Here is a 13,787-nt window from a genome sequence, read left to right on the forward strand (position 1 = left end):
GCATTGGGCATTGGGCATTGGGCATTGGGCATTGGGCATTGGGCATTGGGCATTGAGAAGAGGCAGAGGGGCAGAGGGAAAGGTGCAAAGGAGAGGAATTTTCTCTGCTCCCTGCTCCCTGCTCCCCAGTTCCCCAGTTCCCTTGAATTAGCTAAAAATGGAAAAAGCGTTGCGAAGTTTCCTTGCAACGCTTTTTCCAAGAGGGTATTATGGATATCCTCTGCCCTTGATTGCTGTCGTAGGGATTTCTGCCCCTACTCTGTCAATACAACTGAAATCTGGAGTCAGACAATACAGATTCAGCTTATTGCTGATAAACTACATCCAAATCTACAGAGATTGTCTCAAAATCAGTTTTCTCCTTTTTTGTAGCTCTGGTGCTGGGAAAATGCTACTGGGAAGCTTTATCAATCTTGACTTCCTTTGAGGTTTTGAACCAGGGGTTGCTGGTTATTTTCAACATTAGTTGAAGAATAGTGAGCGATGACAAAGACGGGTAGGGTGAGAGTTAACAGAGCGATCGCAGTTCCCACAATGTCTGCCAAACGTTGGGAATATGTGTCGGCATTGGCAGACTGGCTATTTGAATTCATACAAAATTGAAGTTATTCGTAATACTGTGTAGGTCTACTCTCTCAGTGAGAGTATTGATGCTATTTTAGCTATTTTTAAACTGTAAAATGTCTGGCATTCTACAAGCTAAAACAGTTTTACAACTGTCATAATAGCTTTTTGATACATGGAGTTCTTAATACAAAGTTACAAGTAAACAAATCATGTTGTATTTTGTGATTTATGTTTTCAGATGTTTCCCTGTATGATGTAACGCTTCGGATAAGCAAAGTTAACTTTAACAGCATCATAAATTACATTTTTTCGCTGGTTAAAGATTAATTAGCAAAATGTATTTGTCCGATACTTCATGATTATATCATCCTGCAACGCCTTTGTTAAGGTCATTTTACTGAAATTGATAATTGTGATACAGGACACAAATTAGCAATTACACTGATATCTATTCAGTGTTTTCGATTGTTCTACAGTAGTTATACATAAAAATATTTGACACCAAAGAAGAAACTGGTAGGAATGATTTTTGTAACCACTCATAACTACTGAATAAATACAGATACATCAACTGTTTTGTGTAGCATGGATTCAGTGATACCACTAAACAAATATTTCAGAACTTAAATTGTCAAATCTATGTAATATCACAGCAATTTTGTCAATCTATATATAGGTAGAGTCAAAAATGGTTTAGAAGCTGGCGTAGACGTGTAGCGACTTGTAGGGAGACATTACTTATATCTAATAAAATACCCAATCCGAATTTTCAGATCCTAAATCCGTATAACTTTTTGGATAAATCAAAATCCAATACGAGAAATTCTATAACAAATTAATCAGCTAAAAAAACCGCCACTAACTAGAATAGGGCGGTCTGGTTAAGCAATCGGAGGGTAATTACAGATTACTCTGCTAATAAATAAAATTGCTGTAACGAAGTTTGCACTTGTAAATTGGGCATTGGGCATTGGGCATTGGGCATTGGGCATTGGGCTTTGGGAATGGGTTATTTTCCCCTTGTCCCCCTTGTTTCCCTCATCCCCCTTATCTCCCCACTCCCCATTTACCCCTTATCCCCAGAGGGGACCCCACCTTCCTCATTGGTGTCAACTTAAGGTGAAAACCAGCCTAGAACCAGCTTTTAGCAGATTATCTCGTTTTCTCGTTAAGAGTCTGCGACTGGGAATGCCCTTCATTGAGGCTCCGCCTCCGTAAGTTGCGGCAGAGCCACCAGGAGCTGCATTTCCAGCCAGAGCCTGGAAACGAGGTTTTAAAGGAGTTTGAGCTTAAGTTGACACCAATGTACCTTCCTCACTCCCTACTCCCTTCCGTAAACACTCATTGGTTCCTTGATAAATCTGGTGTAAAGATGCTTAAAGGTAGACTTAATTACGCGGGGCATACCAAAATCGATAGGCATCAACTTGTCTGGTAAGCGCCAATCTTCTATTTTTAATAAGTCAGGATTTAAATGCGGAAACTCTATGGCAGCAAGTTCTGGACAAACTCCTAGTCTTTGGGAAGCTGCAACTGTAGGCACTTGTTCAGGAGAAACATTGAGGATTTCTACCATTGCCCGATCTAGAGCAAATATATCTGATGCGGCTGCTAAAATGCCAAGTTGGCGAGGTTCACCATTACTGGGGCCATTTCCTTCATGACCGATGATGCCATCTAATATGGTTAAGTTAGGATTAATTGCCCTGGCAGTTTCTACTAACATTTCACCAAATCTATTTGCGTCTTTTCCAGCTTCCATGTGCCACCAAGCTTTCATTTTGCCAGGAACGCAACCAAACAAGTTTTTTACGCCCAGTGTTAATGTCAACTGCATATGTGATTTCACTTTAGGTAAGTTAATCACTACGTCTGCTTCCATTGCTTCTTTAGATAGCCGCAGATGGTTAAAATTATTACTAATGGTTTGGTAACGCTGACCGTGAAAATCGATGATGGGAAGATTGAGTTCTTTTAAAATAGGCAGATAACCGTTTGCCACTGCTACGCCCTTGGCACTGCCAAAAGCAGGGCTATCGCCCAAAAATGGCTTACCGCCAACCTCAATTACCATCTGGGCAACTTCGTAAACTAGTTCGGCACGGGTGATACACTCTTTACCAGGACGCGTCCCTGTAAGTAGATTCGGTTTGAGTAAAACGCGATCGCCTTTTTTTACAAACGCTGCCATTCCTCCAAAAGGTTCCAGGAGAATGACTAAGGATTCCCGTAAGGCTGTTCGTTCGTAGGATGTAGCCCGAATGAGACTAACAGATGGTTTTTGAGTCTGCATAGATAAATGGGGAGTGGGGAGTGGGGAGTGGGGAGTGGGGAGTGGGGAGCAGGGGAAGAAAACTATTAGTTATTAGTTATTGCCCAATGCCCAATACCCTGTAACCTATTATTCTGTCTTGAGCGGTAAGATAATACTCATTTGTTCTAGATTTAAGACTGTGGCTAAGTCTGCTTCACTCATCAATCCTCGTTCTAGAACAATCTGCCGCAGGGATTTACCAGTTTCTAAAGATTCTTTGGCGACAGCACCGGCTTTTAAATAACCGATGTGGGTATTTAGTGCGGTTACTAAAGCTAAACTGCCTTCGGCGTATGCTAAACAACGTTCCTGGTTGGCTGTAATTCCCTGGATGCAGCGTTCGGTGAGTGCGGCGATGGTATTACCAAGAATTTCGATACTGTGAATCAAGTTATAGGCAATCAGCGGCATCATCACATTTAATTCTAATTGTCCGGCTTGTGCGGCTAAAGCGATCGCACTATCGTAACCCATCACCTGAAAACACACCATTGATGTCATCTCTGCCATGACTGGGTTATATTTCCCTGGCATAATTGAGGAACCAGGTTGCACTGGGGGCAGTTGAATTTCTTTGAAGCCAGTTTTTGGCCCCGAATCCATCAACCGCAAATCGTGAGATATCTTAACTAAATCCTGCGCTAAGTTGCGTAAAGCACCGGAAACATTCACAAATGGGGCCATACTTTGCATGGCTGCCATGAGGTGGGGCGCAGGTTCTAGGGGAGTGTCAATCAATTCTGAGAGAACTTCCACCACACGGGCGCGATATAGAGGATGAGTATTTAACCCCGTTCCGGCTGCACTACCTCCCAAACCCAACACCATCAAATCACCAGAGGCGGTGTAAATTCGGTTTTGATGTTCTGTAAGAATTTGCGCCCAAGCCCGAAAATTCTCACCCAAACGCACAGGTACAGCGTCTTGTAAGTGGGTTCTGCCAGATTTGACGATATCTTGAAATTCTACAGCTTTGTTTTCTAAAGATGCGATCGCCCCCTCTATTGCTGGGTGTAATGTCTGGGATAATGCCAATAATCCACCAATGCGAATTGCGGTAGGAATCACATCATTGGTAGACTGCCCATAATTAACGTGATCATTGGGACTAACACGTTTGTAATTGCCCTTTTCTTCACCAAGAATTTCTAAGGCGCGATTTGCTAAAACTTCGTTGATATTCATGTGGTGAGATGTTCCAGCACCCGCCTGATAAACATCCACGACAAATTGATCGCGGAACTTCCCAGCCAGGATTTCATCAGTTGCTTGCACAATCGCCTGACTAATATCTTGGGGAATGCAATTCAGTTCACCATTCACAATTGCTGTAGCTTTTTTAATTATTAATCCAGCATCTACGTAAGTGGGTAAAGGCTTGATGCCGCTAATTGGGAAGTTTTCGATTGCCCGTAGCGTTTGAATGCCGTAATAAACGCTACTAGCGATTTGGCGATCGCCCATTGAATCGCGTTCGATGCGGAATTGGGAGTCTGGGTGTTCAGTCATAGTATTGTTTTAGGAGAGCTACAGAAAACAGATTTTCCCACGCAGGTGCACTCAGATACACTAATCTGCATAGATTTTGCATATTTGTTTGGCTGCTTGTTGCTTTACACTTGTTAATTTTGAGTTTTGAATTCCCTATGAGCATACCCAACTGGATTACCTTCTCTCGCCTATTGGGGATACCATTTCTGCTTTACGGTTTATATAATCCTACACCTGAAGCTAAGTGGATATGTTTGGCGATTTTTCTGATTGCTGCATTGACTGATTGGTTAGATGGCTATTTGGCGCGGAAACTCAACCAAATTACTGATTTAGGTAAATTTCTTGATCCCTTAGTGGATAAATTTCTGGTACTTGCGCCGTTGATGGTTTTTATTGAACTAGGAAAAGTGCCAGCTTGGGGAGTGTTTTTGATTTTAGCGCGGGAATTAGCGATCGCAGGTTGGCGGGTGAATCAAACGACGATTACCGGGGCAAATATTTGGGGTAAACTCAAAACTGTTAGTCAAATAGTTGCGATCGCGCTTCTGATTGCACCGCTACCTGAAGTGTGGCAAACTCGCTCTCTGATTGGCTTTTGGATTTCTGTCGCCTTAACTTTAATCTCTGGGGGTATTTATCTTTTGCCGCAAAAAGCTAGCACTGAACAAGAATGAAACATGGAAGATAAAAAGTACATTGTTAGCCTACCTGAGTTTGGCCCCTATGCACACACTCATGGAAATGCCTACGCGGATGCTCTCAATAATGGTGAGCAAGTGCTGGAACTTTTGATTGAAGATTACCAAGCCCAAGGTAAACCACTACCAGAGCCTTTGACTGCAAAAGTTTCTTTTCAATTTATCTAATTCTCACCCTAATTATTAATCTATTCTCAGAATTTTTTGAAACCACTCTTCTGTGCGATCGCCCATAGCTTCTAAAGAGTATAAAGTTTCTGCTTGCTGGCGACAAGCTTGACGGTCAATTTCATCCAAATGCTTAATTCCTTCTACTAAACCTTGGATATTATCAGGTTCCACTAAAAAACCAGTTTTGCCTGACTGGACAATTTCTGTTAAACCACCCCGACGATAAGCAATTAAAGGCACTCCACAAGCAAGCGCCTCTATTGCTACATTTCCAAATGCTTCTATCCAACGGGGAGTTACTAAAACTGCTTGACATTGACCTAACTCCTTTTGGAGATCAACCGTTGGTAAAAATCCTACATATTTTATGGGAGCATCAGGGTATTCTTGACAAATCTTTTCCCAGTAAGATACATCCTGTTTTAAGCCGAATATTTTCAGTGTAATGCCGGTAATTTCTGCTGCTGCTACTGCGTCTTCTAGTCCTTTTTCAGGAGATATCCTACCTACCCACGCCAAGCTTTGAGTAGGTTTGGGACAAAATTGATAAATAGATAAATCCAAACCATTTAGCAGACAAATACATCGTTGTGCAAATGTGAAAGTTGCTGCCTGTGTTTGACTGTGAACACCGATAGTATTCGGAAAATTGATTGCTACTTGTTCAATAATTTGATCCATTGCATCTGTCAAAGAACCCATACTGATCAGATGGGCGATCGCACAGTTAAAAAATGGTGTTAAATACAATGGCAACCAATCATAAGCAAAATTAACAATTAAATCATAATCTGCTTGGACTTGCCGAGCATAATCCCACATATTCGCTAAGACAGAATTTTTATGCAGAAAAATCGGATCACTACGACTCTGATTTTGGGCTGGTATCTGTATTAGTTCTCCGGGAATTTCTCTAATAGGTAATGAATTGCTGATAGACCCTTGCGGTGCAACAATTTCTAATTTATGTCCTCGCCGTAGCATCTCTGTAGCAATATTAGATAGAGTCAACTCTACTCCACCTCCCAATCCTGAACCTAGCGCACCCATTGGGGTAGACATAAATAATAATTTATGGTACATTTTCGTCGTTAATTTATTTTCATAAACATCATTTTTTCACCTACAGGACTTACGCAATTAAAACTTGAAACCTCGATCCCCCCTAACCCCCTTAAAAAGGGCAGGGCTGTTTCATTCCATTTCAAACAAGATTTGTCAAGATGGTTAGCGAGAAAATTGTAAGTAAAAGTGACCCTGAGATGAACATTTAAGCACTTAAATATCAGTAAGATAGTTCATTTTATCGGCACGCTGGTAACAAAATAACTAATTTTTAATTGCTATAACCCTTGATTTTTAAAGCTTTTTAGGGAACGAAACAGCCCTGCCTTAAAAAGGGGGGAACTTGAAAGCTCCTTTTTAAGGGGGTTGGGGGATCTCTTCTGCGTAAGTCCTAACCTAAACAACGTACTTATTGGGTTTCGCTATTGCTCATCGGTGTCAACTTAACGTGAAAGTTAGTCTATAACCAGCTTTTAGAGATTGTCTCGAAAAGAAGTCTCTGACTGGGAATGCCTATGCGGGGGCTGCCGCCTCAAGAAAGAGGGGTTGAGCCGCAATGAGCAACATTTCCAGCCAGAGGCTCTTAACGAGGTTTTAAAAGGGTTTTGGCTTAAGTTGACATCAATGGCTATTGCTCCACCCAAAAGACATGAAATTAAATTCAACTCTGCTTTCGGTAGCAACGAGTTGTAATCAGGTAAGGGTGAAAAACCTCTAAGAAGTGACTCTGAAGTGTATGGAAAAATGTTTCTATTACTTTAGGATCATCTAAATGAAAAGGGTATTCTTGATTAACACCTTTAAAGAAATACCAATTCACTATCATTTTACTTTCCGAGTTTAAAGCTTGATAAAATTGTAATAACTGCTGGCTAGGATCTAACAGATGTTCTAAAACATCAAAGCACAAAATCGTATCAAATTTCTCTTTGGTAGGCATTTCCAGAGGAAAAATTATTTTTTTGTCCAGTCCCATTTTCTCAGATCGATACTTAACAAAATCACGATTAATCGGATTAATATCATAATAAATCACTTGCTCAACTTGTGGGAAAAGAGCAGCGCCAAGGGCATGAGTTCCTATTCCACCACCAAAATCTAAGACTCGACCTTGGGCATAATCTGCAATCAACCGCAACATATCCCCAATATATTCATGACTTGACAGATGCCAAGCCCCCAATTCAAATAAGTAAAGTTCTCCTACTTTGTCACGATAGAAAGTACTTGCTTCTTGCCAATTAAAATCTTTGTGTCCTAAGTTTTTTATTTCTTCTTGTGCTGCTGCTAACTTTGTCTCTACGGTTTCTGCATCTAAATGTAAAAAATCTTGTAGATGATGCTTGAAATAAAATGAATTTTCTAAATAGCTACTTAATAAAAAAGGCGTGGTAGAGCTTACCATAAAAAAATCGTGTACCCATGAAATCAACGTTTTCTATTATAGAATAAATGTATACCAGTTTGACTTATTAGCACTCGTAAACATTGAGACAAAATGTAGTATATTTGAGCAATATTTTCTAAATTAGAAAGATTTTTTGATAAAAATTGCCTTAGTTGCTTGAGGTTATATTTCTGCACCTCCCTCAATACGGCTCGCTTAAGCCGAAAAAATAAAAATGTGTAGGTTGAGGAGCCACTGCGCCCTTCTCCCTTCGCGCAGCGTCTCGTAGAGAAGGGGAAACAGCAAGGGCGATGCGGTTTCCCGACTTAAAGCAAGTGGCGTTTGAGGAACAAAACCCAACATGTTGCAATGTTTGTTGGGTTTCACTTCCCTACAGGACGCTGTTCGCGTTGGTTCAACCCAACCTACAAATATTCTTAACCGAACCGTATAGGCATCTGCCTGATAAAATTTTATTTGAAGTCTGATGCAAGAGGATAAATACTTTTTAGATAATCTTGGACATCAAAGAGATATTTTTAAATATAGAAATATTGATAAAATCAATAATTATAATTACAATTTTGTGTATTTACACGCCGATAATTTGTTTTTTAATTCAATCAAACCCTGGAAGCAAAGTATTATTTAATCTGAAAAATTGCATGAAAGTTACCCTTTTCCAATCCCAAATTCCGAATTTTTCCGGCCAGTTGACCAATTCTGCTTGGCGGCTTTCGCTGATAAGAATTATTCTGAGTATATTTTTCATATTCTTATCTGGTTGTCAGGGGACAGTCCAGAAAAATGACGGAGTAATTCATCTGAGCCTATGGCAATCAATTAATCCCCCTGCTAATCGAGATGTGTTTAACAAACTAGTAGATAAATTTAATCAGACTCATCCTGATATTCAGGTGGAATCTCTCTTCATTGGTCAACCTCAACTACCAAAAATATTAACAGCAGTTGTGGGCAATGCACCTCCAGATCTTCTGTCATTCGATCCTCAATTGACAGGTCAGTTTATGGAACTAGGGGCAATTCGACCTTTAGAAGAATGGGTGGACAAATTGCCATTGAAGTCGGAAATTAGCCCCAACTTATGGGAAGAATTGAAATTAGACGGTCATCTTTGGTCAATCCCACTTTACACGAGCAATATAGGTATTTTTTACCGACCTAAACTTTTCCAAGCTGTGGGAATTACGCAAATTCCTCAGACTTGGGAAGAACTGAGGAAAGTTGCCAAAAAATTGACCATAGACCGGAATGGCGATAATCGACCTGAACAGTACGGAATGTTACTACCTTTAGGAAAGGAAGAATGGACTGTCTTTAGTTGGTTCCCCTTTTTATTGAGCGCTGGCGGAGAAGTTGTGACAAATAATCGCCCAAATTTGATGAATCCCGGTGCGATCGCAGCCTTACAATTTTGGCAAGACCTATTAAAAGATGGTTCAGCAATCCTTTCTTCCCCAGAGCGAGGTTATGAAGAAGACGCTTTTATGGCAGGTCGCGTTGCGATGCAGCTCACAGGCCCTTGGACTTATATAATGAAGTCCAATGTTGACTTTAACGCATTCCCTATACCTGGAAATGTGAAGCCGGCGACGGTGACAGCCACTGGAAATATGTATTTGATGAAGACCACACCAGCCAGAGAGCAAGCTGCACTCAAATTTTTAGAGTATGTCTTGAGTGAAAAATTCCAAACAGAATGGAGTATGGGGACGGGTTTTTTACCAGTTAACCTCAAATCTACCCAAAGTCAGGCTTACCAGAAATTTATCCAGCAAAAACCTGTCTTGAAAGTCTTTATTGACCAAATGTCTGTATCAGGTTTTAGACCAATCATTCCTGGCTATAGTCGTTTATCTGACAGTTTAGGTCGAGCCATCGAAGCCACCATGTTAGGCGCTTCTCCACAAACAGCCCTCAAACAAGCCCAAGCAAACCTCGACTCAATTTGGGATTCTCAACCATCTAGATGAAATCTAAAATCCTACCACCACCCCTGAAACCTGGTGACTTGCTACGAGTTATTGCGCCCAGTGGTGCTTTACGAGAATTGGAGCCGTTTGAGCGGAGTGTGGAAATTTGGCGATCGCACGGCTACCAAGTAGAAATCAGCCCAAAGATAGATGATAAATGGGGATATTTAGCAGGCACAGATGAAGACCGCCGTAACCAGCTAGCAGCAGCATGGCAAGATCCAGATTGTCGGGGTATCCTCTGCGCCAGAGGTGGTTTTGGTAGCACTCGGATCTTAGAAAATTGGCATTGGCAACAAAGCTTAGAACTTCCCAAGTGGTTGATTGGTTTTTCTGACATCACCGCCCTTTTATGGAGCCTTTATAACGTCGGGATTTCCAGCCTTCATGGCCCAGTGATGACAACTCTCGCCGATGAGCCAGATTGGTCAATCGAGCGATTGTTCAATTGGGTAGAAGGGCGAGATACTAAACCTCTCAAAGGTTATGGTTGGGGTGGCGGGATTGCTACTGGTATTTTGCTACCAGGAAATCTCACAGTAGCAACCCATCTTTTAAATACACCAATGCAACCAAATTTCGATGGTGTGATTTTGGCACTTGAGGATGTCACAGAACCACCCTACCGCATTGACAGAATGTTGACACAGTGGCGTTTAAGTGGTTGTTTAGCAAAACTTCGGGGGATTGCTTTGGGGGGTTTCACTCGGTGTCAAGCCCCACCAAATGTGCCTAGTTTTAGTGTGGAAGAAGTTCTGCGCGATCGCTTAGGCGATTTGGGGATTCCTGTTGTCTCTCATCTGCCTTTTGGTCATGATAGCCCGAATGCAGTGTTACCAGTGGGTGTGGAAGTAACTTTAGATGCTGATGACGGAATATTAAAAATTCATAATTCATGTACCGGGATGTGAATTTTTTTTCAATCTACACAAGCCAATTGCAGGTATAACTCCCAGAATCATTGCTGTAAATCCTTGTCCACTCCAATACAATATAAAATTACGGTTTGCTTCTGGAATCAAGTCTTGTACCACAAAAAGCAACCAAACCAAAATACTAATTAATAAGAAAGAAATTGAGGGTAAAAAATTCCACCACCAAATGCCTGCTGTATATCGCCTCAATACCAGCCATTGGCAAATCCCTAGCCAAATTCCAGAAATTACATATGCGATCGCTGACAGAAATCCCAAAATCAAAGTATCTTCAGGAGATAAAGTTTCATTTAACGATGAGGCAATGGTTGAAATGTAGTTAATCCAGGCTGTAGAAACGCCGTTGGCAATCAACCAACCGACGCTAGTAGCAAATATCCACTGCCAACCCGGTAAATATCGGTAAAGGATTAGCCCCTGGTCAGCAGCAAAAATCACGGCAAATACAACGTTACTGAGACTTCTGACCAAAATGCTCCATGTTTGTGGTTGGATAGCAACGCTAGGTGAGAGACTTTGGAGAATAATTTTCTCTAAGGCGATACTGGCAACGCCACCCACAACCCATCCGATCAGGGTCATTAAGGTAAACTGAATAAAGAACCTCTGTCGCTGCGATCGGGGAATCAAAAACTTTCCTGGGTTAGGCTCGTTATTAGTAGATGCAACATGATCGGGACTGTTAGAGTCAGTTTGCATATAAAGTTAGGGGAGTGGAGAGTAGGGAAAACAGACAAGAGTAACGAAATTCTTTTATATTCCAATTTCTTTGTTGATTCTTGTTTTATCCCATTTTTTACTTTCGACTCGCCATTGCCGTGAAGCGACTAGGGCTTTTGCTGACAACTTGCTGATCAGCGATAAAGCGTAATCCCAGAATGATAAGCTAAACAGTGGCATAAAAATTGTGACTTAGGATGAAGTGATAAATGGGTGTTTCTTCAACGACTCCTCATCTCTTACGGGCTGCTCGTGGTGAAGTAGTAGATCGTCCCCCTGTATGGATGATGCGACAAGCGGGACGATATATGAAAGCATATCGAGACTTAAGAGAGCAGTATCCTTCGTTTCGCGAGCGCTCGGAAATTCCAGATGTAGCAATTGAAGTTTCCTTGCAACCGTGGAAAGCCTTCCAGCCAGATGGAGTAATTTTATTTTCTGATATTGTCACCCCATTACCTGGTTTGGGCATTGACATGGATATCGCCGAAGGTAAAGGGCCAATCATCTCTTCGCCCCTCCGCACTCAAGAACAAATTGATCGTCTGCATCCTTTAGAACCAGAAGCAACTCTACCATTTATCAAAACCATCTTGCAGGCGTTGCGTTCTGAAGTAGGCGATAAATCAACGGTGTTGGGCTTTGTGGGTGCGCCGTGGACGTTAGCAGCTTATGCAGTTGAGGGAAAAGGTTCTAAAACCTACTCCATCATCAAAAACATGGCATTTTCAGATCCGACGATATTGCATCAACTGTTAGCTAAATTAGCAGATGCGATCGCCATCTATGCCCGTTACCAAATTGACTCTGGTGCTCAAGTTGTGCAAATGTTTGATTCTTGGGCGGGTCAATTGAGTCCTCAAGATTATGACACCTTTGCTCTCCCTTATCAGCAGAGAGTTTTCCAGCAAGTCAAGCAAACCCATCCCGATACGCCTTTAATTTTGCTAGTTAGCGGTAGTGCGGGTGTGTTGGAAAGAATGGCACAATCTGGCGCTGATATTGTCAGTGTAGACTGGGCAGTGGATATGGCAGATGCACGAGCAAGATTGGGCAAACAAGTCAAAGTTCAAGGAAATCTTGACCCAGGCGTACTATTCGGCTCTAAACAGTTTATCCGCGATCGCATTCTCGATACCGTTCGCAAAGCTGGCAATTGGGGTCACATTCTCAATCTCGGCCACGGTGTTTTACCAGAAACTCCAGAAGAAAATGTCGCTTTCTTCTTTGAAACCGCAAAGGAATTGAATCTTGCAGGAGTTAAGGGTTGAGAGTCATTCAATTTTAGATTTTAGATTTTAGATTTTAGATTTTTTTTCAATCCAAAATCCAAAATTCAAAATCTAAAATTTCCAGAATGATAAGTTATCAGTTCGATTCGGAACTTTTAACTTTATTTTTAACTCTTTAGTTTTAACTGCTAACGTTTGATAAATTCTCTATGAGCCAGAAACGGATTTTAGTGACTGGTGCAAGTGGTTGTATAGGTCATTATTTAACAGAAGCTTTAATTAAGGAAACAGATCACGAACTGTATCTACTAGTTAGGAACCCAAGTAAACTGCAAGTTGATACCAAGGCACGTTCAGGTATCAACGTTTTGCAAGGTGATATGCAAAATATTCGCCAGTTTGCCGATTTGCTATCCACAATTGATACGGCGGTACTCACAGCTACAGCTTGGGGTGGTGATCAGACATTTGATATTAATGTCGTCAAGACTATAGAGTTGCTGGAACTACTAGATCCGGAACGTTGCCAGCAGGTGATTTATTTTTCGACAGCTAGCGTTTTGGATCGCTACAATCAACCATTAAAAGAAGCTGGGGAAATTGGGACAGATTACATCCGTTCCAAATATGACTGCTTACAGAAAAAAGAAAAATTAGTGATCGCACCCAAAATTACCACAGTATTTCCCACTTTAGTAGTAGGCGGTGATGCCAATAAACCCTATTCTCACCTCACATCTGGGATTCCAGAAGTTACGAAATATATTAATTTAATTCGCTTTTTGGAAGCAGATGGCAGTTTTCACTTTATCCACGGGCGAGACATTGCGACTGTAGTGCGATATTTAATTGATCATCCTCCCGAAAATGAGCAATCACGTCGGTTTATTTTAGGTCAAGCGCAGTTAAGTGCTAACCAGGCAATAGAAGAAGTTTGCGCTTATTTAGGCAAAAAGATTTACTTTCGTATTCCCATCTCTTTAGCATTGGCTAATTTGATTATTGTTCTGTTCCGCATTCAAATGGCCGCTTGGGATCGGTTTTGCATGAACTATCGGCATTTCACCTATGAAAAATTCATCAATCCCGATAGTTTCGGCTTACCAAATTATTGTGCAACCATGAGTGATGTTTTAAAAATTAGTGGCGTTGAACGTGCTAAAAACTGGATATAATCAGTAGCTTTTGACAACGGTTGTAAAAAATTACC

12 protein-coding genes and 1 pseudogene are annotated in these 13,787 nt (G+C 41.3%); 6 read left to right on the top strand and 7 right to left on the bottom strand.

The annotated features are described in order from the left end of the window. From PUQ00_RS24630 to PUQ00_RS24645, 4 genes and pseudogenes are all read right to left on the bottom strand, one after another. A pseudogene (locus PUQ00_RS24630) lies at positions 1–188 on the bottom strand (hypothetical protein); the annotation flags it as partial. Positions 189–407: 219 nt separating this feature from the next. After that, positions 408–593, bottom strand: a complete 186-nt coding sequence (locus PUQ00_RS24635; protein ID WP_300421736.1) for a hypothetical protein — start codon at positions 591–593, stop codon at positions 408–410. Between the two features lie 1,295 nt (positions 594–1,888). Next, entirely contained in the window at positions 1,889–2,860 is a 972-nt protein-coding gene (locus PUQ00_RS24640) for a DUF362 domain-containing protein (RefSeq protein ID WP_300421738.1), read from the bottom strand. A 108-nt stretch (positions 2,861–2,968) separates the two neighbouring features. Next, complete coding sequence (locus PUQ00_RS24645) at positions 2,969–4,390, bottom strand: aspartate ammonia-lyase (protein WP_300421740.1); 1,422 nt, start codon at positions 4,388–4,390, stop codon at positions 2,969–2,971. Positions 4,391–4,527: 137 nt separating this feature from the next. Between PUQ00_RS24645 and pgsA the strand changes: the two genes are divergently transcribed. Both pgsA and PUQ00_RS24655 read left to right on the top strand, forming a co-directional pair. After that, the gene (pgsA, locus tag PUQ00_RS24650) at positions 4,528–5,049 is read left to right on the top strand and encodes a CDP-diacylglycerol--glycerol-3-phosphate 3-phosphatidyltransferase (RefSeq protein ID WP_300421742.1); all 522 of its coding nucleotides are present in this window, start codon (positions 4,528–4,530) and stop codon (positions 5,047–5,049) included. 3 nt (positions 5,050–5,052) lie between these two features. After that, entirely contained in the window at positions 5,053–5,241 is a 189-nt protein-coding gene (locus PUQ00_RS24655; protein ID WP_300421744.1) for a type II toxin-antitoxin system HicB family antitoxin, read from the top strand. A gap of 15 nt (positions 5,242–5,256) precedes the next feature. Here the strand turns inward: PUQ00_RS24655 and PUQ00_RS24660 are convergent, their stop codons facing one another. Continuing rightward, positions 5,257–6,306: a glycosyltransferase family 4 protein gene (locus PUQ00_RS24660; protein WP_335030489.1), complete on the bottom strand. Its 1,050-nt coding sequence runs from the start codon at positions 6,304–6,306 to the stop codon at positions 5,257–5,259. A gap of 664 nt (positions 6,307–6,970) precedes the next feature. After that, positions 6,971–7,714, bottom strand: a complete 744-nt coding sequence (locus PUQ00_RS24665) for a methyltransferase domain-containing protein (RefSeq protein ID WP_300421770.1) — start codon at positions 7,712–7,714, stop codon at positions 6,971–6,973. Between the two features lie 647 nt (positions 7,715–8,361). On the opposite strand from PUQ00_RS24665, the gene PUQ00_RS24670 reads away from it, so the two are divergent. After that, complete coding sequence (locus PUQ00_RS24670; protein ID WP_300421748.1) at positions 8,362–9,690, top strand: ABC transporter substrate-binding protein; 1,329 nt, start codon at positions 8,362–8,364, stop codon at positions 9,688–9,690. Beyond that, a complete protein-coding gene (locus tag PUQ00_RS24675; RefSeq protein ID WP_300421749.1) occupies positions 9,687–10,601 on the top strand; it encodes an LD-carboxypeptidase in 915 nt (304 codons plus the stop codon). Before PUQ00_RS24670 ends, PUQ00_RS24675 begins: the two co-directional genes overlap by 4 nt. Here the strand turns inward: PUQ00_RS24675 and PUQ00_RS24680 are convergent. Next, the gene (locus PUQ00_RS24680; RefSeq protein ID WP_300421750.1) at positions 10,584–11,324 is read right to left on the bottom strand and encodes a hypothetical protein; all 741 of its coding nucleotides are present in this window, start codon (positions 11,322–11,324) and stop codon (positions 10,584–10,586) included. The genes PUQ00_RS24675 and PUQ00_RS24680 overlap by 18 nt on opposite strands. 230 nt (positions 11,325–11,554) lie before the next feature. Here PUQ00_RS24680 and hemE point away from each other — a divergent pair, with 230 nt between their 5' ends. Together hemE and PUQ00_RS24690 are read left to right on the top strand one after the other, a co-directional pair. Further along, positions 11,555–12,616: a uroporphyrinogen decarboxylase gene (hemE, locus tag PUQ00_RS24685; RefSeq protein WP_300421751.1), complete on the top strand. Its 1,062-nt coding sequence runs from the start codon at positions 11,555–11,557 to the stop codon at positions 12,614–12,616. Between the two features lie 170 nt (positions 12,617–12,786). Next, positions 12,787–13,752 carry an NAD(P)-dependent oxidoreductase gene (locus PUQ00_RS24690; RefSeq protein WP_300421753.1) on the top strand — a complete coding sequence of 322 codons (966 nt, stop codon included), beginning with the start codon at positions 12,787–12,789 and terminating at the stop codon, positions 13,750–13,752. Positions 13,753–13,787 lie beyond the last annotated feature (35 nt).

The organism is Nostoc sp. S13 (genome assembly GCF_029379315.1).
Classification (GTDB): domain Bacteria; phylum Cyanobacteriota; class Cyanobacteriia; order Cyanobacteriales; family Nostocaceae; genus Nostoc.